The following is a 23,267-nucleotide window of genomic DNA, read 5'->3' as shown; positions in this document are numbered from 1 at the left end:
ACAACTCTTCTAAATTAGCCTCATACCTCATATATAAAGCCCAAACTATGGCCGAACTGATTATACATAAAGACAAAATACAGAATAACATAAAATCTTTAAGCGCCTTTTTCAAAAATCACGATATAGAATGGAGCTTGATCACAAAAGTATTCTCTGGAGATATGGCCTTTTTGGAAAATGTACTTACAGAAGACATAATTCAAAACATCAACTCTGTTGGGGACTCCAGACTCACTAGTCTAAAGAACCTAAAGGCAGTAAACCCCAGGATGCGAACTATTTACATTAAGCCTCCTGCCGCTGTTTATGCAAAAGATATTGTAAAGTATGCCGATATATCGTTGAACACCTCATTTTCAACTATTATTGCCTTGAATAAGGCCGCCAATGAAGCTAATAAAACTCACCATATCATTATCATGATTGAACTTGGAGAGCTTCGCGAAGGTGTTTTACGTGATGATGTTATGAACTTTTACCAAAAGGTATTCAACCTATCCAACATCAATGTAATTGGCATTGGATCAAATCTTGGTTGTATGTACGGTGTAGCACCCTCCTATGATAAATTACTTCATCTTTGTCTTTACAAACAGTTGATTTCAGCAACCTTCAAGAAAGATCTTAAGCTTATATCAGGAGGATCGTCCATCACTTTACCGCTTATAGATCAAGGGACCGTTCCTAAAGACGTCAACCATTTTCGTATTGGTGAAGCCGCTTTTTTTGGAGTAAGCCCTTTAAACAACGAGCAGTTTGAAAATCTCCATACTGATACTTTTGAGTTTAAAGCCAATATTATTGAATTGGAGGAAAAGAAAATAGTTCCAGAAGGCATACTTAGCGATGCTAATATTGGACAAACAGCCGAATTCAACACTGAAGGTAAAAGTGACAAATCGTACAAAGCGATCTTAGACTTTGGGTTGTTAGATGTCGATCAAGACAACCTGGTTGCTTTTGATAAAGGCATTACTTTTGTTGGTGTTACCTCGGATATGATGGTTATCGATATTGGCAGAAACGAGTGTAATGATGGGAAACAACGTTTTAAAGTTGGTGACCAAATCACTTTCAAGCCAAACTATATGGCAGTAGCTCGATTACTTAACTCTAAATTCATAGACAAGGTCTTTGTATAGGATTATTCATCGAGCATTAATGACTATGCTCCTCTGAAACCCGAAATATTTCCGTAATTTTAAAAGTACTTAATATACTCGTATGAACCGTATTGACTTACTTATCGGAAGTATAATGATCTGTTTATTATCTCTGTATTCCTGTCAGAATGCAAAATCAACACCTGCAGAAAACACTCAATCACAAATTAATGTTCAGATTACTTGTATTGAACGCGTTATTGCAAAAGATGGAGCTTTGGGAAAAATACGCAATATTGCTTGTAAAGACATTCCCCTAAGTCAGGCCATTACAAACTACACCAATGCCATGGGACAATTGGATTATAGTGGCTGCCCCAATTCTTTTAAAAAGGCTTTTATAGAACACCGAAATGCTTGGATGGGAATGACCATAGTAACCGACCATTACCCAGATCTTCGTGGAGATATGCATACTCTATTTGATAGTCTTGCCAAGGGTGAACACGCCTCTCAATTTAAATATCACTTACAAGGTATTTGGGATACTTGGGAAGCTGTAGAAAGTGCCTCGAAGTAAAAATTAATCATCTTAGACCATAATATAAAAAGTTATTTATTACACTATCTTGATACTTTCTTTAAATACTTCTGATAATCTTTTTTAAACTAGACACCATCATTCCTGTTGTGCTCTTTTGAAATTTAAAATCCTCATCTTTCCCCCTAGCAGTAACGTTTCCTTTTATAGTTTTACTATAAATCACCTCAAAAGTATTTAGGTCGTAAACCTCAACTGTGGTTTCCGCCATATTTTGACCTTCGCTATAAAGCGTTCCTAACTGCATCACTCCTAACTCACCCTTTATTTTGGTACATTTTATATTGATATAATAATCACTTTTGACGTCTTCTTTAAGCTGCTCTAATGTAAAGTTATCAGGGCTCAACGGGACAAAAGGTACTCCAACATGATTCAACTCTTTTTCTAAAAGCAAATTGTTACCTAAATGCTTACTAAAACCATCAATTGCAATTTTATTGAGTTTATCATTAATACTCAGAGGGGATTCCACATCACCTAACAACCATGTGCCCTCTCTAAAATCAATGCCATAAGCATCGGAATTAACCGTGCTTTGATAAGAGGCCATTCTGCATGAGGTGACGATAAAAAATAAAGCAAAAAAAACTAGGCAAACTTTTTTCATTCTCTTTTAAATTGAAACGTAAATGAGGGGCAAGATAAAAAAATTGCAATACACTCATTACTTTAACCGCTCTTCTTCCACTATATAAACTGGACGCCCCTTGATTTCGGCCACGATATTACCAACATAAACACCAATCACTCCCATAAAGGCCATATTCAGCCCCCCAATAAAAAGAACAACAAGAATAAGAGAAGTCCAACCAGGCACCACATTTTCAGTAAATAACTTAATGAAAAGCACATAAATACTTGCTAACACACCCAATAACGTCAAGAAGAAGCCAATCACAGAAATAATCATTAGCGGATAATTAGAAAAAGAAATCACCCCTGACAGCCCCAAAACCATCAATTTTCTGATAGAATAATGACTCTTTCCTGCATAACGTGCGTCTCGTGTATAAGGTATACCTATCTGATTAAATCCCGCCCATGACACAAGACCTCTAGTATATCGTTGTTTTTCGGGCAGCAACTGAAGAACATCTACAATCTTACGATCAATTAATCGAAAATCACCTGTGTCTACAGGAATGTCTATCTCTGTCAAGCTACTTAAGAAACGATAAAACAGTCTTGAACTCAGTTTTTTAATATAAGTTTCACCATTGCGTTTATAACGTTGGGCATACACCACATGATATCCTTCTCGCCATTTTTTTAACATCTCCAAAATCAGTTCTGGAGGATCCTGTAAATCAGCATCTATCAAAACCGCACAATCTCCGGAGACCACTTCTATACCCGCTGTAACAGCACTTTGGTGCCCAAAATTTCTTGAGAATGATCGGTACTTGATATGATTATCTGAACACTCAAAATCCTTAACTATAGAGAGGGTGGCGTCGGTACTACCGTCATTGACCATGATAATTTCATAGTCCATATCTGTAGATTGTAACACCTTGGTTAATCTGCTATACAATTCTTTTAGAGAATCCTCTTCGTTGTATAAGGGTACTACTACTGATATTTTCGTTTCTTTTGTTCCCATTAGTTACTTTCAAAACTTAAATCGTATACTAAGCTACATGGCATAGGCATTAAATCGCCTGCTTTCACAAAAAACTGGCACCTTACATTTTGAGTTTCCGCTACTCTTCGTGGGACTTCCACGGTTCTTAGCCCTAGATACTCCAACCCACCAAGGTTTTGGAGAGCTAAAACCGCCTCATTATTATAGTACTTAACCGACAACTCTCCATTTAAACTATCAGGACTTTCATTCTTTTCCAATAGCAATCTATACTCTAAACTCTTATTAATTTGATTTGGCTTCACTGCCTCAACCTTTACAAACGATAAACTTTTAAACTTTGGAATATCTTTATAATACCATTTACCTTTTATGGTTTTTACAGAATCTGCCCCTTGAAACGGTTTTTTACTACACAACAACACAGCCTTGTTTAAAACCTGCTTCTCTGTTCCCATCAAATAAAAATCACTCGGTTGATCTGGGTAACTTACATGCACAAATTTATTCTCAGAATAAAACGCATAAGCTACAGCATGTTGATATCTCGTCATCATAACTACTGGCTTTCCCTTAGCCAAACTATCTATAGTATGTGCTAATTGCTCCCAACCAGCCATCTCTTTATCTAAACGACCTATGGGGCTTTGCCCAGGGAACAACAACACCAATCGAAGTACAAAGCTCAGTATTAAAGAAACAACCACTGTTTTTTTGAAATAACCTTGAAGATTTGGCATCTCTTCCAATGCCTTATAACCTAAAATAATTAATGGAATTAAAGCCAGGAGTCCCCAATTCATTTCAATATGAGTGTATAACGAAATAGCTAAAAAAAAGATATAGATAGCAAAAAGGTTGACTAGCAATAGCTTTTCAAACCTATTGGACATTTTTCTTTTGTACACGCCATAGAACATAAAAAAGCCGGTTATTGGCCCTGCTAATAATAATTGTCCTGGGATATAATCCAAATTCCGAAACTCAAACCAAGATGTACTAGGCCTGTTAAACAGGTGAAAATTAAAAGTTGGAAACTGGTGGGAGATCTGCCAATACAAATGCGGTAAAAACAAGAGCAACGCTATTAATGGCCACAAGTAAAATGAGCTCTTATTGTGATAAATAGGCCAGAGAAACAAAAAGCTGGACACAATTACTATAATCCCATGATACTTAGCGTAAAGCATCAATGAACTTATTACACCAAGAAGAATACTGTAACCTAATGTAGACCTAATCATATACAATTTAACTACACTAAAGAAACATACTGCCAGAAAAAACAAAGGAATGTCAAGTACAGCAAATATGCCTCCTATTTGCAGAAAAACAATAGTTGAAATAACCAAGTAATACAACAACAGTTGTTTTGGCCTAATCAACTTTTCCAACAAATAAACACTTATAACACTCAATATAATGAAAAACAACCGTAAACCGAGCCTGTTCCCTAAAAGGAAATACCCTGCTTGATCTAAAACATCTATTAAAGGGGGATGGTAAAAGTGCCCCCAATCCATATAGAATGATGCATACCAATAATTGGCTTCGTCATACAGCAAGCCTGTATAATTCGCTTGGATGAGGTTAAGTACAGTAAGAAGGGAGTAAAACAGCACCCGGGTGGATGTATTTGACATTTCCTTCATTGATGTAAGTAATTGATTATAGCAGATTAAATTTAGTGAATTTTATTAAGACACCTAACAATCAGCCACTTACTTTAAACCTAACTAGTTGAAACGCAAATATAATAGGGTAACCTGAAGCTTAAACGAAAAAGCCCACAACTAAAATTGTGGGCTTTTTTTCTGTGACCTCGGCAGGATTCAAACCTGCAACCTCTTGAGCCGTAATCAAGTGCACTATTCAGTTATGCTACGAGGCCGTTTTGCGGTTGCAAATATAGAAGATTAATTCTTTACTCCAAAGCCTTTTTTAAAAAAACGCGAAAAAAGTTTAAGCTACACTATTTCGGCACTCAAGCCCGCCTCCAAAAGCATGGAACAACGTGGCTTTAACTCCCTCATTGGGCCAGTTTTAACAGTGCATTTTCCATTATAATGGACAATAATGGAACATTGTTCTGCTTGTTCCGGTGTATGATCACAAACATAAATTAGTGTTTCAATAACATGATCAAACGTATTCACCTCATCATTGTACAAAATTATCTCATTCTCCCTTTGGGTGTTTACCCCCAAGAGCACATCTTCTAAAGTCTTCTCTTTCGTACTCATCTCCAATATTTTATGCTAATTTATGAATTTTAGCGCAACCCAATTGTTACGTTCTAGCTTTTCATCCAATTTTAACAAATGTTTTTCACAAACTTCCTGAATGGTAGGGATGTCGGTATTATAGAACCCACTTAAGAACAATACCCCTCCTTTATTAAGACTCTTCACATATGTTTCCATATCGTTCAACAAGATATTCCTATTAATGTTGGCTATAATCACATCATATTGTTTGCCTTCCAACAAGCTTGCATCCCCTTCATAAACAGTAATGTTGTTCGTATCATTGCGCTCAACATTTTCCATACTGTTCAGGTAGCACCAATTGTCTATATCTATTGCATCTATTGGATTAGCTCCTTTCATACCCGCTAAAATGGCCAAAACTCCTGTACCACAACCCATATCCAATACTTTCTTGCCTTCCATATCGTTTTTCAGAATGAACTGAATCATCATATGAGTGGTTTCATGGTGACCGGTACCAAAACTCATTTTAGGCTCTATAACAATATCATATTGTGTATTTGGCACCTCATGGAATGGTGCACGAACGGAACAAACATCATCAACCACAATTGGGGTAAAGTTCTTTTCCCATTCGGCATTCCAGTTTACCTGCTCTATTTCCTCAAATTCATAGGAAATTTCAAACTCGTCGGAATGCAATACTTGGATATCTTTCAATATGCCTTCATGCCACTCCTCTTTCTGAATATAGGCCGTTACCCCTTCTTCTGTCTCCACAAAACTCTCAAAACCGGCATACCCCAATTCGGCTATCAATATCTCAACACCTGGCTGTAACGGTGATACTTTAAACTGGTACGATAAATAAATAGCATTGCTCATTTCCCTAGTTATTACTGTTGTTTAGATTGCATTTACAATGGCGAAAAAGTCATCCGCTTTTAACGAAGCTCCCCCTATTAAACCGCCATCTACATCAGGCTTAGAAAAGATTTCCTTGGCATTCGCTGGCTTTACACTTCCACCGTATAAAATAGATACAGACTGAGCTAATTCATTATTGTACTTTTCAGTCAATACCTCACGAACAAAAGCATGCATTTCCTGAGCTTGCTCAGGACTAGCGGTTTCACCTGTACCAATGGCCCAAACTGGTTCGTAAGCCAATACAATATTTACCCAAGCATTAGCTCCCAAATGGAACAATGCATTACTAATTTGCGATTTTACAACATCGAAATGACGTCCAGCTTTACGGTCTTCCAATTCCTCACCAAAACAGAAAATCACACGCATATCTTTACTCAAAGCAGCATCTACTTTCTTTGCCAATAATTCATCGGTTTCGTTAAAGTAAGCGCGACGCTCGCTATGCCCAAGAATTACGGTTTGTACCCCTATACTCTTAAGCATATCGGCACTGATTTCACCAGTATAGGCACCGTTTTCTGCAAAGTGCATATTTTGTGCAACAACTTCTACCGAAAGGCCTCTTGTCGCTTGAAAAGCATGCCATAAGTTGGTAAATGTCGGTGCTATCATTACCTCTGCATTCGAGGTTTGGTTTTGTTTTATAAGGGCTGATATTAGGTCTTCTGTTTGCGCCAGATCGTTATTCATTTTCCAGTTCCCGGCAACAATTTGTTTTCTCATAATTCTTTTATTGAAGTTTTACTTTCGGATCTAACCAAGCGTAGATAATGTCCACAAAAATATTGATAATTATGAATAGTAGCGCTATAATCAGCACCGCTCCCATAATTACAGGTAAGTCCAAAGTATTTAATGCATTAACTATTTCTTTTCCCAATCCGTTCCAACCAAATACATATTCCACAAAAACGGCACCAGCCAACATAGAGGCAAACCAACCTGAAATAGCGGTAACAACAGGATTCAATGCGTTTTTTATAGCGTGGTGTTTAATTATTTGAAGCTCCGACAGCCCCTTGGCTCTAGCTGTTCGAATATAGTCCTGATTAAAAACCTCTAAAAGTGAGTTTCTCATCAATTGGATAACAACTGCTAGCGGACGGATCCCCAATACCAGAGCCGGTAGAATTAAGTTCTTCCAACGGATATGGATCCTTTCACCAAAATCGTCTAGTTCATAAAGGCTTCCGGTCATTTCCAAATGGGTATACTTATGAAACACATAGCCAAAAATCCAGGCAAATAGAATTGCACTGAAAAAGGAAGGCACACTCATTCCCATAGTACTAAAAACCTGAATTCCCTTATCTATCCATGTATCTTTTTTTAAAGCGGAAACAATTCCTAAAACCACACCTATCAACATCGCCAAAATAATGGACGACACCGCCAATACAAAAGTATTGGGCAAGGTTTCTGCCAACACATCACTCACCTTTTTACCTTGCTTAGTAAATGACTCCCTTAGATATGGTACTTTAAGTGCCACTGTGGTGTTTCCTACTGAGAATAATGATGCAGCCGAATATTTCTTTGGATTTAAAAAAGTATAATCGCTTTCGGTTTTAGAATGAAACGAAACAGGAGACAGATCGTTTAAATAATAAAGATATTGTGTTCCGATAGGCTTATCGAACCCATACTTTTCTTTTAGAATAGCTAATTGCTCACTATCCTCATTCTGTCCCAACATCATCTGTGCAGGATCACCTGGCAATACATTGAACAAAAAGAATATTACCGTGACAACTCCAAAAAGAGTGAGTAAAGCATAAAACGATTTATTCAATAGATAGTGTAGCAAATGTACAGTATGGTTTTAATTTACAACTCCAGCTCATCGATATCGTTCCAGTGCAACTTTTGTTGAATGGTACCGTTATGAAGTTTTAAAATTCCAGGGTTAGAACGTACAATGGTTTTTAAAGCTGTTTCATCACAGAAATAAAAATCGAAGTTTATACTATACTTCTCACTAATCAGAGCTTGCTCTTCTGGTCCTGTAGCCGTAGCCCCAACAACTTTGTATCCTTTTGTTTCGGCTTGTTTTACCATAGCCTTAAGCTTATCCATTCCCTCTGCCTCCGCTTTTGCCAAGTTGTAGGCTACCACAAAAATCAACTTATCTTCATTCAAAAGGTCTTCGGTATAATCCGCTCCGTCTTGTTCTAACGAGAAATCATGGATAGGTGCCTCATAGCCTTCGGATATTATTTCGGTTCGCAAGTCAACATAATCACCATCAACATTTGGATAACTTCCTTTGTTTACGATTACTTTTTCATTTCCATCAACCTTAAACGTCCAATAGTAATCGATATCTGCTTTTGGAGCATCATCAGGGATAATCATATTCTCTGTAATGTTATCGCCCACTTTGTAAGGACGGAAGTCCTTAACCGGCAAGTGCATCAATACGTGATAAGCAAACATTAAACAGAAGATAAAACTAAGCATAACTACTGATGTAAGGCCTAAACGTCCCAAAATAGGCTTGATGTGTTTAACCCCTAGGAACAATATCAATATGAAAACTAAAAGAATTATATCTTTCGTAAAGGATTCCCAGGGCGTTAATTTTAAAGCATCCCCAAAACAACCACAGTCTGTTACTTTATTAAAGTATGCCGAATAAAACGTTAGAAATGTAAAGAAGACAATCATTGCCAAAAGGCTCCAAACCGTAAACTTAGGCTTGTAGCCTATAAGTAGAAATACACCTAAAAGTACCTCAAACACCACAACAAAAAGCGCAATTCCCAAAGCGTACGGAATAAAATAAGGCAAATCCAAAACGGTTGGACCAAAGTATTCTTCCAGTTTAAACGAGAATCCTACGGGATCGTTAAGTTTTATCATTCCTGAAATGATAAACAAAACTCCTACTATCCATCTGCTTATATTAACTAGTGCTTTCATTAAAATGTATGGTGATTTTTGGGTTGTACTTTCTTTATGCTTTTAGGTGAATCATGGCGAAAACGGCATAATTTATCATATCCTGATAGTTTGCAGCAATGCCTTCGCTTACCAATGTTTTACCTTGGTTATCCTCTATCTGTTTTACACGAAGAAGTTTTTGAAGAATTAAATCGGTTAACGAGCTTACTCGCATATCGCGCCAAGCCTCACCGTAATCGTGGTTTTTATCCATCATCAACTTTTTCGTGGCATCTACCTTTTTATCATAAAGCTCAGTTGCTTCGTCTACCGAAAGATCGGGCTGTTCTACAACACCTTTCTCCAACTGGATCAACGCCATAATACAGTAGTTGATGATACCGATGAATTCGCTTACCTCTCCTTCATCGACTTTACGGACATCGTTCTCTTGAAGTCCTCTAATTCTTTGGGCTTTTATAAATATCTGATCGGTTAATGATGGTAGCCTTAAAATGCGCCAAGCACTACCGTAATCCTTCATTTTATTAATAAACAGACTTCTACAAATATCGATCACATGATCGTACTGTTTTGAGGTATCTTGCATAGATTTGACATGAATTTTGCGTAAATTTCGCATAATTTAACCGAATTAAAAAACTTTAACGCTTAAGGATATTATTTTGACCAAATCCATAAACTGCAAAGGCCAACTCATCGACCTATCAATACCAAAGGTGATGGGGATTTTAAACCTTACCCCCGATTCATTTTATGATGGCGGTTCGTATAAAAACGAAACCGATGTACTTAATAAAGTGGAAAATTACCTCAACCAAGGCGCTACCTTTATTGATGTTGGAGCCTATAGCACACGTCCCAATGCAGAGGCGATTGATTTGGAAGAAGAACTCAAACGTAGTGTTAAATTGGTTCAATTAATCTGTTGTAAGTTTCCAGAAGTTATTATTTCTATAGACACCTTTAGAGCTGAAGTAGCCAAACAATGCATACATGCTGGAGCTGCATTGGTTAACGATATTTCTGCTGGACATCTTGATGATAACATGCTGCAAACCGTAGCCGATTTGCATGTACCCTACATTATGATGCATATGCGCGGTACTCCCCAAACCATGCAACAGCAAATCCAATATGGTGACATGATCAAGGAAATTATTCATTACTTTTCCGAAAGAATATACCAAGCGCGTCAATTGGGAATCATCGACATTATTGCCGATCCCGGATTTGGTTTTGCCAAAACGTTGGAGCAAAACTTTCATCTGCTTAACAACATGGAACTTTTAAAAATGCTCGACCTTCCTTTATTGGTTGGCGTTTCCAGAAAATCAATAATTTATAAAACACTTGATATTTCGGCACAAGAAGCCCTCAACGGAACTACTGCATTGAATATGGTAGCACTTCAAAAAGGAGCATCTATTCTAAGGGTACATGACGTAAAGGAAGCCATGGAATGCATCAAACTGTATCAACAACTTAAAGCGTAAACACATTTTTTATAAATTTACCAAAACCCTGAACTATTGAACCTTTTTGACGACCTTTTAAAATTCACCATTACAGACGTTATCGATGTTCTGTTAGTGGCTTTCCTACTCTACTATGTCTACAAACTGGTAAAAGGTACGGTGGCTATCAACATCTTTATTGGAATTGTAATTGTTTATGTGATTTGGAAGGTAACACAAGCACTTCAAATGCAGTTGCTTAGTAACATTTTAGGTGGTTTTATTAGTGTTGGAATGTTTGCCTTGATTGTAGTATTTCAACAGGAAATCAGGAAGTTTTTATTAATGTTGGGATCGACCAATATTGGTCGACGAAAAAAATTCTTCAAGCAACTTAAGTTTCTAAAGACCGAAAGCATCAATGAAACCGATATTGATTCTATTGTTGCTGCCTGCCAAAAAATGGGCGCTTCACAAACAGGGGCCTTGATTGTTTTGGAAAACAATAATAACCTAGACTTTTTAACGAGTACGGGAGACGAAATGAACATTAAGGTTACACAACCTATTATAGAAAGTATCTTCTTCAAAAACAGCCCGCTACATGATGGAGCAATTATTATAGAGAACAATATTGTTAAAGCTACCCGTGTTATCCTCCCTATAAACAACGACAAGAAATTACCTAGCCGCTTTGGACTTCGTCACCGTGCCGCAGTAGGTATTACCGAAAAAACAGATGCCTTAGCCCTAGTTGTTAGTGAAGAAACAGGGCAGGTTTCCTATTTTAAAGACGGTGAATTTGTACGCTTCGAAACCCCTCAGGAGCTTGCCTCTTTAGTGAAGAAAGATTTGTCGTAGTAAAGAAATTTCTAGATATTTTGAATTATTTCTAATTCCGAATATATCCCTAAAAACTTGATTGTCGCTAAAAAACCATGCAGAATTAGCTGTCATAGCGAGGAGCCAATGGCGACGTGGCTATCTGCCGAAATGAAACGACAACCCAAAAAGCACACCTTCTTTCATCTAGGCTCTAGCATCTAGAGTCTATTCTCCAAAAGAAACCTACACCACTCTTTGTGTCTCAGCACTAAACTGTACTTCATAAAGTTTTTTGTAGTACCCATCAGTCTTTTTAAGCAATTCTTTGTGAGTTCCTTGCTCAACAACCTTACCTGTATCCATCACGATTATCTTATCCGCTTTTTTAATAGTTGCCAATCGGTGGGCAATAACTATGGACGTTCTTCCCTTAGTAATTTTATCGGTAGCATTTTGGATAAGTTGTTCTGAATAGGAATCTACAGAAGAAGTAGCTTCATCTAACACCAAAATACTCGGATTGGTTACATAAGCTCTCAAAAAAGAAATTAATTGACGTTGTCCAGACGATAGCATTGTTCCTCGCTCCTTCACATTATAATGATAACCATTAGGCAAACTCATTATAAAATCGTGAATCCCAATTTCCTTGGCTGCTTGCTCTACTTGATGTTGAGAAATTTCAGGATGGTTTAATGTGATGTTGTTGAGTATAGTATCAGCAAAGAGGAACACATCTTGAAGCACCACAGCAATCTGGTTTCTTAACGATGCCAAAGTCACTTGTTTGATATCAATTCCATCAATAGCTATAGTACCACTGTTAATCTCATAAAAACGACTTAACAAATTAATGATTGTGGATTTACCAGCCCCTGTAGCCCCAACAATGGCCACCGTTTCACCCGCCTTCACATCTAAATTGATTCCTTTTAATACGGTTTCATCCTCAACATAACTAAAATAAACGTCCTTGAATGAAATATCTCCCTTAAAGTGATCTACCTCCAAAGTACCGTGATCATCGATTTGCGAAGTGGTATCGATGACTTTAAACACACGGTTGGCAGCTACCATCCCCATTTGCAGGGTATTGAATTTGTCTGCTATTTGTCTTAATGGTCTAAACAACATTGGAATCATCATGATAAAGGCCGTAAGATCCCCCAAACTGGAAGTATTATCCAAAACCGTATCCAAACCTCCATACCAAGCTACAAGACCAATGGTTATCGATGACGATAATTCAGCAATAGGAAAAAAAATAGAGTTATACCAAACGGTTTTCAACCAAGCCTTCTTATGACGCTCATTGATAGCCTTAAAGTTATCGTACTCTGCCTTCTCACGGGTAAACAGTTGAAGAATCTTCATCCCCGTTACACGTTCCTGTACAAAAGAGTTTAAATTCGAAACTTCGGTACGTACTTCTTCAAAAGCCTTTTTCATGTATTTCTGAAAAAGCCTAGTAGCATATAGCACAACAGGCAACATTGAAAATACTATTAAACTCAACTGCCAGTTCATAAACACCATAACTCCAGCAACTACAAACATGGTCAACAAATCTCGAGCGATCATAAATAGTCCCTGACCAAAAATATCGGCAATGCGCTCCATATCGGTTACTGCCCTAGTAATAAGCATTCCGACAGAAGAATTATTGTAATACTTCATTTTAAAACGAAGCATATGCTTAAACAGTTTCACGCGGATATCCTTTACCACCGTTTGTCCCAACCAACTGGCATAGTACACAAACAACAACTGAAATACTACCTCGAATATCAACAACACCAGCATTATCATTATATAAGGTAAAAAGCCCTCTACAGTTTTAGTAGCTATATTTTGGTCAATGGCTAACTGAAGTATTTTTGGTCTTGCTGCCGAAAACCCCGCTAACATGATTACAGCTATCAACACCCCAAAAAACACTAGATTGTAGGGGCGAATGAACACCATTAAGCGTTTAAACAATTTTACATCCAATAATTGATCACTTTTTTTACTCATAATCCAAAATGTCTTTAGGGTACTCTACTGCCGTTAAATACAACGCATGACCCGGCACCGAAAAACCAGCTTTACTTCTGTTTTTTGATTGAATAATATCATGGAACTCTTCTAATGAGGTTTTACCAAGACCAATGTTTACCATGGTTCCAACAATGGCTCGAACCATATTTCGCAGAAACCTATCGGCTTTTATTATAAACTGTAACTCATTATCTTTCACAATCCACTCCGCTTTCATAATGTCACAATTGTATGTTTTTACATCAGTATTCGATCTTGAAAAGCATTGAAAATCCCTATAGTTAAATAACTGTTTTGCTGCTTCGTTCATAACAGCTGAGTCCAAATTCTGCTTTACGTAGAAAGCATAATCATAAGCAAAAACGTTTTTCTTGAGAGCAATACGGTATAGGTACTCTCTGCTCAAAGCATCAAAACGAGCATGGGCATCGTCACGAACCCTAAAGATACGGTCTATAGCAATATCTTTGGGTAAAAAGGCATTAAGTTTGTAAGTCAGTTGCAGACTATCTACTTCGTCTTCAAAATCAAAATGTGCAAACATCTGTGAGGCATGAACACCTGTATCTGTTCTACCTGCACCTACAATTGGCATGGGCTTTCTCAATAAAAGTGACAGCCCTTTTTCTATAACTTCCTGAACCGATATGGCATCGGGTTGGTTTTGCCAACCGTGATAACCAGCACCGTTGTATGACAATTCAATAAAATACCTCAAACTATTTTTTTGATACTTTTGTTTAGACAACAAAGATAAATAGTTTTGTGGGTTTAGCTCCCTACCATTATTCGCATTCATGAGAAAAATATTATTACTTTCAGATACCCACAGTTATATGGACAATGCCATATTAAGCCATGCAAAACTAGTTGATGAAGTATGGCACGCTGGTGATATTGGAGACCTTAGCGTTACCGATGCCATTGAAAAACTAAAACCTTTAAAAGCCGTGCACGGTAATATTGATGATTACAATATCAGAAATGTTTTCCCTGAAAATAATCGGTTTATGTGCGAAGGTGTTGATGTGTGGATTACACATATTGGCGGCTACCCCGGAAAATACAATCAAAGAATTAGAGAAGAAATAAAAGCCAATCCCCCCAAATTATTTATATGTGGGCATTCACACATTTTAAAAGTAATGCCCGATAAAAAACTAAACCTACTGCACATGAACCCTGGTGCTATTGGTAAACATGGGTTTCATCAGGCACGAACCATGCTCAGGTTTGAAATTGACGGTACAGATATTAAAAATTTGGAGGTTATTGAGTATTCGAGGTAATTATCTCTTAAAAAATTCCATAAAAAAACCCAAGCCTTTCGGTTTGGGTTTTTAACGCACTAATACTACTAAGATGTTAGGTTTAACGTAATCGATCTACCGATTTTACAAGATCTTCATCCTTTTTAATGGCCTTATTAGCTAACACTAAAAATACGATAGAAACAATAGGAAGAAGCATCCCAATACCTTTCTCAGAAACTACAGTCTCTCCAGATAAATTTAGTGATTGATACACGAAAAATCCTAGTAAAATAAAGTTTAATATGATGTTAAGTCGCCCTATCATAAACTGCGACTTTCTATTTTTAAACTGAAAAATTGCTACCAACGACAATACTGCAGACAGCATGAACATAACCATAACACCAATATGGTCCTTAGCAAAAACGGTAATGCCATCGCCATTAGTCCATAAGTCGAACACAAACGATAACCCACCAGCTACAAGAGCTGCCAAGAGTAAGTATATGGATTGAATACGTTGTAACATATTTTTATAATGATGCTGGCAAAAATAAAAGTTTCTTTATAATTTTCACATAAAATCTCAAAATAAAGTTGTATAATTGCAGTAACCGTTTGCAAAACTCACACACGTAACCGGTTAACACTTCAAAAAAATTACCTAAGCAATTTTTCTTCGGAAATATTCAACGGATTTATAACAAACAATTCAACCTAACATCAATGTTTGAAATATCACAGTTAAAAGCTATGAAGCTACCTGAACTTCAGGAGATAGCTAAGCAATTGAACATTCCTAAATTTCGCACTCTAAAGAAATTAGACTTGGTCTACCAAATCCTTGACCACCAAGCAGCTAACCCTAAAGCTGTAAAAGAGGTAACAGTTGACAAAGAAAATGAACCTAAAAAGGAAGCGGCCAAATCTGCCGATGCACCACAAAAACCTAAACGAACCCGTACTCGTATCAAAAATCAAGGGCCTGCTTCAGAAGAAAAAACTGAAACAAAAAAACATCCTGAAAAACAGGCTGAGCAGAAGCAACAGCAACAACAGGACAATAGGCAAAAACAAAAGCCTAGACACCAAAAAGATACAGCTGCCGAACCTAAAAGAGACAACCAACCACAGCAGCAGTCTCAGCAGCAGCAACAAAAACAAAAACCACATCTGCAATCTTCGCACAAAGGAAAAGGTAAACACGAACCAAATGGGAATAAAGATACCCGCAACCGTTACCGTGAGCCAGACTTTGAGTTTGATGCGATAATAGAAAGTGAAGGGGTTCTTGATATCATGCAAGATGGTTATGGCTTTTTACGTTCATCCGATTATAACTACCTATCCTCTCCTGATGATATTTATGTATCGCAATCACAAATTAGGCTGTTTGGTTTAAAAACTGGGGATACTGTTCTAGGAAACGTACGCCCACCAAAAGAAGGAGAAAAATACTTCCCACTTATCAAGGTTAACAAGATTAATGGCCTGGATCCAGAAGTTGTACGCGACCGTGTATCTTTCGAACATTTAACACCTTTATTCCCTAAAGAAAAATTCAACCTTGCAGAAAAACAAAGTACACTTTCCACAAGAATAATGGATTTGTTCTCACCTATTGGAAAAGGACAAAGGGGAATGATTGTTTCGCAGCCAAAAACAGGTAAAACCATGTTATTAAAAGATGTGGCCAACGCCATTGCTGCAAATCATCCAGAAGTATATCAAATTATCCTTCTAATAGACGAACGTCCTGAAGAGGTAACCGACATGCAACGTAATGTTCGTGGAGAGGTAATCGCCTCTACTTTCGACAAGGAAGCACATGAGCACGTTAAGATTGCCAACATTGTCTTGGAAAAAGCAAAACGCTTGGTAGAATGTGGTCACGATGTAGTAATCCTGTTGGATTCGATAACACGTTTGGCTCGTGCATACAATACGGTACAACCAGCATCTGGAAAAATATTGAGTGGTGGTGTAGATGCGAATGCGTTACATAAACCAAAACGTTTCTTTGGTGCCGCAAGAAATATTGAAAAAGGAGGATCGCTTTCAATCATTGCTACGGCATTAACGGAAACCGGATCGAAAATGGACGAGGTAATCTTCGAAGAGTTTAAAGGAACTGGTAATATGGAACTACAGTTGGATAGACGTATAGCTAACAGAAGAATTTTCCCTGCTATCGACTTAATGTCCTCAAGTACGCGTCGTGATGATTTGTTATTGGACGATACCACTATTCAACGCATGTGGATCATGAGAAAATACCTATCAGACATGAACCCCGTTGAAGCTATGGAATTCATCCAGGAACGTTTTAAACAAACTAGAAATAATGAAGAGTTCCTAATTTCCATGAACGGATAATTACACAAAGGAATTCTCCAAATAACAAAATCCTACTTCTTGATAGAAGTGGGATTTTTTGTTTTATTTCTTATCCTCTTTCGTCAAACAATTAAATTGCATCTCCTTATCAATCCCAGAAGCCAGAACAATGGTTTACCAAATGTTTGTTATTATCCATCCTGAGAGATTAGAGGCAACAGGATTTCCCCATCAACCCGTTTGTTATATTAGGACGACGGGTCAGTATTCATCTAGCAGAATCCCTACTTAATGGATACTTAATGGTTAAAGTATGGATATACCATTATAACAGTATATGGCAAAGAACGCCACTAACCTTCTGCTTACCACTTCAAATGTTTCAAACAACAAAAAAGCCTTGACGTAACGTCAAGGCTTTCTATGAACAAAACCAACTCAAAAAAACTATAAATAAAAAGCCTCTCATTACTGAGAAGCTCATTATATATTATTATATAACCTTTAATTCTTCGCTTATAATGCAGCTACGTGCTTAGCTAATCCAGACTTAAGGTTTGCTGCTTTGTTTGCATGAATGATGTTATTCTTAGCTAACTTATCAATCATAGAAACTACAGATGGAAACAAAGTTTCAGCTTCACTCTTTTCAGTAGTACTACGCAATTTCTTGATAGCATTACGTGTAGTTTTGTGCTGATATTTATTTCTCAAGCGTCTGGTCTCGCTACTTCTAATTCTCTTTAACGCTGACTTATGATTTGCCATTTGTACCTTTATCTTATTAAAAAATTGTAGCCCGTAGGGGAATCGAACCCCTCTTTCCAGGATGAAAACCTGGCGTCCTAACCGATAGACGAACGGGCCTTGGGTTTTTGAGAGCGCAAATTTAAAAATTAATTTCAAACTTGCAAACACTTTTTTTTAAAAACTTTTTTCTTAGAACTTTCACAACTCAAAATCTCTTTCTCATTGCGGCTGCAAATATACATCTAATTCCGAATACTGCAACTTTAAATTTAAGTTTTTAGAAAATATTTTTAAGAACTTTCGCAACCGTTTTCATTTCCTGATTGCGGTTGCAAATATACATCTAATTTTAAATGCCGCAATAGTTGTAATCACTTTTTTTAAAAAAAAATCACATTAATATGCTTTAGCAAATAACACTCTCTGCTTAGACGGTTTCCCCGTGTAAACACACACTCCCTCTTCTTCTTTGGAATCCAAAGGAATACATCTAATAGTGGCTTTTGTAAGCTCCTTAATCTTATCTTCTGTTTCTGGAGTACCATCCCAATGCGCGGAAATAAATCCTCCTTTATTTTCTAAAACATCCTTGAATTCGTTAAACGAATTTACTTCAGTTGTATGTTCTGCTCTAAAACTAAATGCACGTTGATAAAGGGCATCCTGAATTTCCTTCATCAACCCTTTTACCGTACTTGTAAGATTATCTAACGCAATCACCTCTTTGGTCAAGGTATCTCTTCTAGCCAATTCCACAGTTCCGTTTTCTAAATCTTTTGGACCAATAGCCAATCGTACTGGCACACCTTGTAATTCGTGCTGGGCAAACTTTGCTCCTGGACGCACAGTTGTTCTGTCATCATATTTTACAGAAACACCTACGTCTCTAAGATCACTCATTATTAATCGTGCTATTTTAGAAATAGCTTCTAATTGTTCTTCCGATTTATATATAGGAACAATAACAACCTGATTAGGTGCTAAATTAGGAGGCAATACCAACCCATAATCATCACTATGTGTCATAATCAAGGCTCCTATCAATCGTGTAGACACTCCCCAAGAAGTAGCCCAAACATAATCTTGCTTACCATCCTTGGCTGTGAACTTCACATCGAATGCCTTTGCAAAATTCTGTCCCAAGAAATGAGACGTTCCAGCTTGTAACGCTTTTCCATCTTGCATCAATGCTTCAATACAATAGGTTTCTACAGCTCCCGCAAAACGTTCGCTTTCGGTCTTTATACCTTTTACAACCGGAATCCCCATGAAGTTCTCTACAAAGTTGGCATATACGTTGTTCATCAATTCTGCCTCTTGAATCGCTTCGGCTTGAGTTTCGTGAGCTGTATGTCCTTCTTGCCAAAGGAACTCTGCTGTGCGTAAAAATAAACGGGTTCGCATTTCCCAACGCACCACATTAGCCCATTGGTTAACCAATATTGGCAAATCTCTGTATGACTGAATCCAGCCTTTATAAGTGTTCCAAATAACAGCCTCACTAGTAGGACGAACTACTAATTCCTCTTCCAACTTAGCATCAGGATCAACACGAAGCTTACCTTCTCTATCTGGATCGTTCTGAAGTCTGTAATGAGTCACCACTGCACACTCCTTAGCAAACCCTTCGGCATTCTTTTCTTCTGCTTCAAACAAACTTTTTGGAACAAACAAAGGGAAATAAGCATTTTGATGGCCTGTTTCCTTGAACATCCTATCCAATTCAGCTTGCATTTTTTCCCATATGGCAAAACCATAAGGTTTAATAACCATACAGCCTCTTACCGCCGAATTCTCGGCCATATCAGCTTTTACCACTAGTTCGTTATACCACTTTGAATAATCCTCAGTACGGGAAGTAAGTTTTTTACTCATAAACAGCTATTTGGCACAAAAGTTGTGACTTTGTTAAATATAAAGATAGTTCGGCAAAACTAACTATTTTTGTTATGTTCAACAATAAAAACTTTCTAGATATGCTTTTTCAATACTACTTAAATAACCGGCCCATACAATTTATCTTAAGCGGGTTATTAGTGTTGCTCACCACTGCTTGTGGTTCTTATCAGCCAGCAGGTTATGAGGACGATGGTATTTATGGCAACTCTACTCCAAATGTTGAATATAATAAAGAGACTACTCGTAATGGAGAAGCCCAGCAAGTGACCAATAATAATTACTATCAAAACTATTTCAAAGAAAAGAATATGGAATACGACAGTTACCAGCAACAGCAGGATTCCGTATTTACAGATGTAGATTCATATAGTACCAATAACTATGTAGAAAGCGATTCCATTCAAGACTCCTATAGAGGTTATGCTGGTTGGGGACAGGAGAGTTCTGAAGTTTCAATAAATGTTTACTCAAATCCTTACTATGGCTACGGCAATTGGGGATGGGGTTATCCCTACGGATGGGGTCGTCCTTATTGGAATATAGGTTGGGGATGGGGCTACTATGACCCATTTTGGTATCCTTATGGAGGCTTCTACTATGGCTGGGGATGGGGCGGTTATCCTTATTACGGGTACGGCTATCCTGGATATTATTATGGTTCACCTTATTATGGTTATCACGGTTATCGCACAGCTTACGCTTATGGGCGAAGAGGGTATAACTCCTATGGTCGAAGTTATTACAACAATAGAACATATAACACGAGACGGAGTTCAGCTGATTTTTCGAGACGTATGCAATCTACTAGATCCACAAACTACAATACTCGAAACGTAAGAAGTACTAATCGCACATACACACCACGCTCATATAATCAAACACGAACCAACACAAGGCCAACACGTGATTACAACACGCCTTCACGTAGCAACAGATCGTATAATCGTTCTTACACACCTAGTAGAAGTTCCGGAAATACAGGAGGAGGATCCTATGGAGGCAGTCGTTCATCTGGTGGATCAAGAGGAGGCAGACGATAATACTTTACTTCAAACAACCAATAACCACTAATAGAATTCTATGAAAAAGATTGTCCTTTTGATGGGTTACTTATTGACTATACCTCAAATGTTTTCACAAAACATTCAGGATGCAATGAGATATTCCCAAAATGAAATTCAAGGAACAGCTAGATTTCGTGCCTTAAGTGGTGCTTTTGGTGCATTGGGAGGAGACATCTCTGCTATTAGTCTAAACCCCGCCAGTTCTTCAGTTTTTACAAGAAGCCAACTATCTTTCTCTATGGCACTAACGAACAATTACCATGACACACAATATGGTGATTCAAGCAACTCAAGTACTGATACTAATTTCAACTTACCTCAGATAGGCGGTGTTTTTGTCTTAAAAAATTTAAAAAGTGATTCTCCTTGGAAAACTATCGCATTATCTATTGGCTATGACAGAACAGCTAACTACAGAGATGAGTGGACAGCAAGGGGAACAACAAACACATCAATCGATAGTTATTTCCTAAACTATGCGCAAGGACTTCCCTTAGTAGAAATTTCCAAGTTTCAAAACGAAACCTACACTGATGCATACATTGGAATTGGTGAAGCTTATGGTTATGGTAACCAACAGGCTTTTCTTGGTTATGAATCTTATATTCTTGAACCAGTCGAGTACACAGACGATAACACTTCTTACTATTCCAACATAGGTTCAGGAAATTACGATCAAAAGTATTATTATGACGCTAGTGGATATAACAGCAAAGTCACTTTTAATGCCTCTGCTCAATATGAAGATTGGATGCACTTAGGGGTAAATCTAAACACCCATTTCCTTTATTACGATCAAGTAAACAGGCTTATTGAAGGCAACAACAACCCCGGATCTACTGTTAATTATATAGACTTTGAAAACCATTTAACCACTTTTGGAACTGGTTTTTCATTTCAAATAGGAAGTATATTTAAAATTTTTGAAGGCCTAAGGGCTGGGCTCACTTACACCTCTCCAACCTGGTATTATTTAGAAGAAGAAACCGAACAGTTTTTAAATACTCAAGGCTCCTTTGATGGTCCCAACTCCTCATTAACAATCAGCCCTTACGCTATTAATGTATTTCCAAGTTATAGGCTACAAGAACCAGGTAGTTTTGCAGCTAGCCTAGCTTATATATTTGGAAGGTATGGATTAATAAGTTTTGACTACTCCCTTAAGAACCATGGTAACACTGAGTTTCGCCCAACTTCAGACACCTACTTTTCAGAACAAAACGCTCTAATAAGTGATATATTAACAACATCATCTACCTACCGTATTGGAGGCGAAGTTCGTTTAAACGAATTTAGTTTACGTGGCGGCTATCGTTTTCATGAAAGCCCCTATAAAAATAATAGCATTGTAGGTGACCTTTACGGATATTCATTAGGAATAGGATATAAATTTGGAAATGCATCCTTAGACTTTACTTACGATGGATTCCATCAAAATACATCGTATCAATTATACGAAACAGGATTAACTAATAGAGCCAATTTTGACAATCGAAACAATAATTTTACTCTGTCTCTAAACGTTATTTTTTAATTCTACAATACATTTATTGAAAATATTAAGTCCCTGCTATTTCAGGGATTTTTTTTAGCTATCGACCTATTGATAATCGTTTCAATTAGGTCGATTGCAAAATAACCTAAACTATCTCTACTTAGCTAACAAGAACACTGTTAGAAATCCTTTACTTATTTTACAAAAGTCGACAAGGCTCAACATAAAATAAAACTACTTAATAAAACAATGCCCGAGCAGATTGCTCGGGCATTGTTGTTATATGTAAAGACACAAGGTCTATCTCTTGAGCGTAAAGTGCGACCTAAAGGTCTTTCTTTCGCCCGTTCTCGGTTCACTGTACTCTACGGTAAACCAGTAGTCGTTTGCCGGCATTGGGCTACCGTTGAAGGTTCCGTCCCAACCGTCGCCATTCGGGCTCAGCTGCTTGATCAGTTTCCCATGGCGGTCAAAGATGTAGATCTTTGCATCCGGCTGGTTGTCCATTGCGGAAATCGTCCAGGTGTCGTTGTAGCCGTCGCCGTTCGGGGTAAAGAACTTCATGTAGTCCATCACCGCTACCGTCACGCTGGCCTCTCCACAGCCGTTCTTGTCGCGCACCGTTACCGTGTGCTCTCCGGCCGATACGTTGTGGAACACGTTGCTGTCCTGGTACGCCCCATAGTCAAGGCTGTACTCGAACTCCTGAAGGTCGCCAGTGCCCATGGCCGTCACCTCGATTGTGTTGTCATCGGCAAAGGCACCACTGGTCACCTGGGCGCTCACAACCGGTGGGCTGCTCACC

23 protein-coding genes and 2 tRNA genes are annotated in these 23,267 nt (G+C 37.8%); 8 read left to right on the top strand and 17 right to left on the bottom strand.

Going from position 1 to position 23,267, the window contains the following annotated elements:
* Positions 1 to 47 precede the first annotated feature (47 nt).
* Positions 48 to 1,145 (top strand): alanine racemase, encoded by a 1,098-nt coding sequence (locus PWU04_RS11525; RefSeq protein WP_274476259.1) that lies wholly within the window; start codon positions 48 to 50, stop codon positions 1,143 to 1,145.
* 82 nt (positions 1,146 to 1,227) lie between these two features.
* Positions 1,228 to 1,686 carry a hypothetical protein gene (locus PWU04_RS11520; RefSeq protein WP_274476258.1) on the top strand — a complete coding sequence of 153 codons (459 nt, stop codon included), beginning with the start codon at positions 1,228 to 1,230 and terminating at the stop codon, positions 1,684 to 1,686.
* A gap of 61 nt (positions 1,687 to 1,747) precedes the next feature.
* On the opposite strand, the gene PWU04_RS11515 is transcribed toward PWU04_RS11520, so the two are convergent.
* The 10 genes from PWU04_RS11515 to PWU04_RS11470 all read right to left on the bottom strand — a co-directional run bounded on the left by PWU04_RS11515 (position 1,748) and on the right by PWU04_RS11470 (position 9,931).
* Entirely contained in the window at positions 1,748 to 2,260 is a 513-nt protein-coding gene (locus PWU04_RS11515; protein ID WP_274476256.1) for a hypothetical protein, read from the bottom strand.
* A 114-nt stretch (positions 2,261 to 2,374) separates the two neighbouring features.
* Complete coding sequence (locus PWU04_RS11510; RefSeq protein ID WP_274476255.1) at positions 2,375 to 3,313, bottom strand: glycosyltransferase family 2 protein; 939 nt, start codon at positions 3,311 to 3,313, stop codon at positions 2,375 to 2,377.
* A complete protein-coding gene (locus PWU04_RS11505; RefSeq protein WP_274476254.1) occupies positions 3,313 to 4,938 on the bottom strand; it encodes an ArnT family glycosyltransferase in 1,626 nt (541 codons plus the stop codon). Before PWU04_RS11505 ends, PWU04_RS11510 begins: the two co-directional genes overlap by 1 nt.
* 174 nt (positions 4,939 to 5,112) lie before the next feature.
* Positions 5,113 to 5,186: transfer RNA gene (locus PWU04_RS11500), tRNA-Arg, on the bottom strand.
* 76 nt (positions 5,187 to 5,262) lie between these two features.
* Complete coding sequence (locus PWU04_RS11495; protein WP_274476253.1) at positions 5,263 to 5,538, bottom strand: ATP-dependent Clp protease adaptor ClpS; 276 nt, start codon at positions 5,536 to 5,538, stop codon at positions 5,263 to 5,265.
* A 15-nt stretch (positions 5,539 to 5,553) separates the two neighbouring features.
* Complete coding sequence (gene prmA, locus PWU04_RS11490) at positions 5,554 to 6,390, bottom strand: 50S ribosomal protein L11 methyltransferase (protein ID WP_274476252.1); 837 nt, start codon at positions 6,388 to 6,390, stop codon at positions 5,554 to 5,556.
* 21 nt (positions 6,391 to 6,411) lie between these two features.
* Complete coding sequence (gene tpiA / locus PWU04_RS11485) at positions 6,412 to 7,161, bottom strand: triose-phosphate isomerase (RefSeq protein WP_274476251.1); 750 nt, start codon at positions 7,159 to 7,161, stop codon at positions 6,412 to 6,414.
* 7 nt (positions 7,162 to 7,168) lie between these two features.
* Positions 7,169 to 8,245, bottom strand: a complete 1,077-nt coding sequence (locus tag PWU04_RS11480; protein ID WP_274476250.1) for an ABC transporter permease — start codon at positions 8,243 to 8,245, stop codon at positions 7,169 to 7,171.
* Between the two features lie 20 nt (positions 8,246 to 8,265).
* Positions 8,266 to 9,360: a BT_3928 family protein gene (locus tag PWU04_RS11475; protein ID WP_274476249.1), complete on the bottom strand. Its 1,095-nt coding sequence runs from the start codon at positions 9,358 to 9,360 to the stop codon at positions 8,266 to 8,268.
* A 34-nt stretch (positions 9,361 to 9,394) separates the two neighbouring features.
* Positions 9,395 to 9,931 (bottom strand): DUF1599 domain-containing protein, encoded by a 537-nt coding sequence (locus tag PWU04_RS11470; RefSeq protein ID WP_274476248.1) that lies wholly within the window; start codon positions 9,929 to 9,931, stop codon positions 9,395 to 9,397.
* Between the two features lie 133 nt (positions 9,932 to 10,064).
* Here PWU04_RS11470 and folP point away from each other — a divergent pair, with 133 nt between their 5' ends.
* Positions 10,065 to 10,838, top strand: a complete 774-nt coding sequence (gene folP, locus PWU04_RS11465) for a dihydropteroate synthase (protein WP_274476370.1) — start codon at positions 10,065 to 10,067, stop codon at positions 10,836 to 10,838.
* A gap of 36 nt (positions 10,839 to 10,874) precedes the next feature.
* Positions 10,875 to 11,660: a diadenylate cyclase CdaA gene (gene cdaA / locus PWU04_RS11460; protein ID WP_274476247.1), complete on the top strand. Its 786-nt coding sequence runs from the start codon at positions 10,875 to 10,877 to the stop codon at positions 11,658 to 11,660.
* A gap of 207 nt (positions 11,661 to 11,867) precedes the next feature.
* Here cdaA and PWU04_RS11455 read toward each other — a convergent pair whose 3' ends face one another.
* Both PWU04_RS11455 and truA read right to left on the bottom strand, forming a co-directional pair.
* Positions 11,868 to 13,640 (bottom strand): ABC transporter ATP-binding protein, encoded by a 1,773-nt coding sequence (locus PWU04_RS11455; protein ID WP_274476246.1) that lies wholly within the window; start codon positions 13,638 to 13,640, stop codon positions 11,868 to 11,870.
* Positions 13,633 to 14,382 carry a tRNA pseudouridine(38-40) synthase TruA gene (truA, locus tag PWU04_RS11450; RefSeq protein ID WP_274476369.1) on the bottom strand — a complete coding sequence of 250 codons (750 nt, stop codon included), beginning with the start codon at positions 14,380 to 14,382 and terminating at the stop codon, positions 13,633 to 13,635. Before truA ends, PWU04_RS11455 begins: the two co-directional genes overlap by 8 nt.
* A 79-nt stretch (positions 14,383 to 14,461) precedes the next feature.
* Between truA and PWU04_RS11445 the strand changes: the two genes are divergently transcribed.
* Positions 14,462 to 14,953: a metallophosphoesterase family protein gene (locus PWU04_RS11445; protein ID WP_274476245.1), complete on the top strand. Its 492-nt coding sequence runs from the start codon at positions 14,462 to 14,464 to the stop codon at positions 14,951 to 14,953.
* Positions 14,954 to 15,035: 82 nt separating this feature from the next.
* Here the strand turns inward: PWU04_RS11445 and PWU04_RS11440 are convergent, their stop codons facing one another.
* Positions 15,036 to 15,446: a DUF4293 domain-containing protein gene (locus tag PWU04_RS11440; RefSeq protein ID WP_274476244.1), complete on the bottom strand. Its 411-nt coding sequence runs from the start codon at positions 15,444 to 15,446 to the stop codon at positions 15,036 to 15,038.
* Positions 15,447 to 15,643: 197 nt separating this feature from the next.
* On the opposite strand from PWU04_RS11440, the gene rho reads away from it, so the two are divergent.
* Positions 15,644 to 17,293, top strand: coding sequence for a transcription termination factor Rho (gene rho / locus PWU04_RS11435; protein ID WP_274476243.1), 1,650 nt, complete (start codon positions 15,644 to 15,646; stop codon positions 17,291 to 17,293).
* Between the two features lie 477 nt (positions 17,294 to 17,770).
* Here rho and rpsT read toward each other — a convergent pair whose 3' ends face one another.
* The 3 genes from rpsT to proS all read right to left on the bottom strand — a co-directional run bounded on the left by rpsT (position 17,771) and on the right by proS (position 19,879).
* Positions 17,771 to 18,022, bottom strand: a complete 252-nt coding sequence (rpsT, locus tag PWU04_RS11430) for a 30S ribosomal protein S20 (RefSeq protein WP_274476242.1) — start codon at positions 18,020 to 18,022, stop codon at positions 17,771 to 17,773.
* A gap of 27 nt (positions 18,023 to 18,049) precedes the next feature.
* A tRNA-Glu gene (locus PWU04_RS11425) sits at positions 18,050 to 18,121 on the bottom strand.
* A gap of 279 nt (positions 18,122 to 18,400) precedes the next feature.
* A complete protein-coding gene (proS, locus tag PWU04_RS11420) occupies positions 18,401 to 19,879 on the bottom strand; it encodes a proline--tRNA ligase (RefSeq protein WP_274476241.1) in 1,479 nt (492 codons plus the stop codon).
* 74 nt (positions 19,880 to 19,953) lie between these two features.
* Between proS and PWU04_RS11415 the strand changes: the two genes are divergently transcribed.
* Both PWU04_RS11415 and PWU04_RS11410 read left to right on the top strand, forming a co-directional pair.
* The gene (locus PWU04_RS11415) at positions 19,954 to 20,943 is read left to right on the top strand and encodes a hypothetical protein (RefSeq protein ID WP_274476240.1); all 990 of its coding nucleotides are present in this window, start codon (positions 19,954 to 19,956) and stop codon (positions 20,941 to 20,943) included.
* Positions 20,944 to 20,983: 40 nt separating this feature from the next.
* On the top strand, positions 20,984 to 22,501 hold the full coding sequence (locus PWU04_RS11410; protein WP_274476239.1) for an OmpP1/FadL family transporter: 1,518 nt from the start codon (positions 20,984 to 20,986) through the stop codon (positions 22,499 to 22,501).
* A gap of 261 nt (positions 22,502 to 22,762) precedes the next feature.
* Here PWU04_RS11410 and PWU04_RS11405 read toward each other — a convergent pair.
* Positions 22,763 to 23,267: T9SS type B sorting domain-containing protein (locus tag PWU04_RS11405; protein WP_274476238.1), on the bottom strand; the 505-nt coding region annotated here is incomplete at its 5' end.

This window comes from Mangrovimonas aestuarii (assembly GCF_028767185.1).
Taxonomy (GTDB): domain Bacteria; phylum Bacteroidota; class Bacteroidia; order Flavobacteriales; family Flavobacteriaceae; genus Mangrovimonas_B; species Mangrovimonas_B aestuarii.
This window is presented reverse-complemented; position numbering and strand designations above follow the sequence as displayed.

What these genes read in the sequence shown, in the direction of transcription:
- PWU04_RS11470 (WP_274476248.1), bottom strand. Translation starts at nt 9,931, where the DNA reads ATGCAAGATACCTCAAAACAGTACGATCATGTGATCGATATTTGTAGA.
- PWU04_RS11415 (WP_274476240.1), top strand. Translation starts at nt 19,954, where the DNA reads ATGTTCAACAATAAAAACTTTCTAGATATGCTTTTTCAATACTACTTA.
- PWU04_RS11455 (WP_274476246.1), bottom strand. Translation starts at nt 13,640, where the DNA reads ATGAGTAAAAAAAGTGATCAATTATTGGATGTAAAATTGTTTAAACGC.
- proS (WP_274476241.1), bottom strand. Translation starts at nt 19,879, where the DNA reads ATGAGTAAAAAACTTACTTCCCGTACTGAGGATTATTCAAAGTGGTAT.
- PWU04_RS11510 (WP_274476255.1), bottom strand. Translation starts at nt 3,313, where the DNA reads ATGGGAACAAAAGAAACGAAAATATCAGTAGTAGTACCCTTATACAAC.
- PWU04_RS11495 (WP_274476253.1), bottom strand. Translation starts at nt 5,538, where the DNA reads ATGAGTACGAAAGAGAAGACTTTAGAAGATGTGCTCTTGGGGGTAAAC.
- PWU04_RS11515 (WP_274476256.1), bottom strand. Translation starts at nt 2,260, where the DNA reads ATGGCCTCTTATCAAAGCACGGTTAATTCCGATGCTTATGGCATTGAT.
- PWU04_RS11525 (WP_274476259.1), top strand. Translation starts at nt 48, where the DNA reads ATGGCCGAACTGATTATACATAAAGACAAAATACAGAATAACATAAAA.
- PWU04_RS11520 (WP_274476258.1), top strand. Translation starts at nt 1,228, where the DNA reads ATGAACCGTATTGACTTACTTATCGGAAGTATAATGATCTGTTTATTA.
- tpiA (WP_274476251.1), bottom strand. Translation starts at nt 7,161, where the DNA reads ATGAGAAAACAAATTGTTGCCGGGAACTGGAAAATGAATAACGATCTG.
- rho (WP_274476243.1), top strand. Translation starts at nt 15,644, where the DNA reads ATGTTTGAAATATCACAGTTAAAAGCTATGAAGCTACCTGAACTTCAG.
- PWU04_RS11475 (WP_274476249.1), bottom strand. Translation starts at nt 9,360, where the DNA reads ATGAAAGCACTAGTTAATATAAGCAGATGGATAGTAGGAGTTTTGTTT.
- PWU04_RS11440 (WP_274476244.1), bottom strand. Translation starts at nt 15,446, where the DNA reads ATGTTACAACGTATTCAATCCATATACTTACTCTTGGCAGCTCTTGTA.
- PWU04_RS11505 (WP_274476254.1), bottom strand. Translation starts at nt 4,938, where the DNA reads ATGTCAAATACATCCACCCGGGTGCTGTTTTACTCCCTTCTTACTGTA.
- PWU04_RS11445 (WP_274476245.1), top strand. Translation starts at nt 14,462, where the DNA reads ATGAGAAAAATATTATTACTTTCAGATACCCACAGTTATATGGACAAT.
- prmA (WP_274476252.1), bottom strand. Translation starts at nt 6,390, where the DNA reads ATGAGCAATGCTATTTATTTATCGTACCAGTTTAAAGTATCACCGTTA.
- folP (WP_274476370.1), top strand. Translation starts at nt 10,065, where the DNA reads ATGGGGATTTTAAACCTTACCCCCGATTCATTTTATGATGGCGGTTCG.
- rpsT (WP_274476242.1), bottom strand. Translation starts at nt 18,022, where the DNA reads ATGGCAAATCATAAGTCAGCGTTAAAGAGAATTAGAAGTAGCGAGACC.
- PWU04_RS11410 (WP_274476239.1), top strand. Translation starts at nt 20,984, where the DNA reads ATGAAAAAGATTGTCCTTTTGATGGGTTACTTATTGACTATACCTCAA.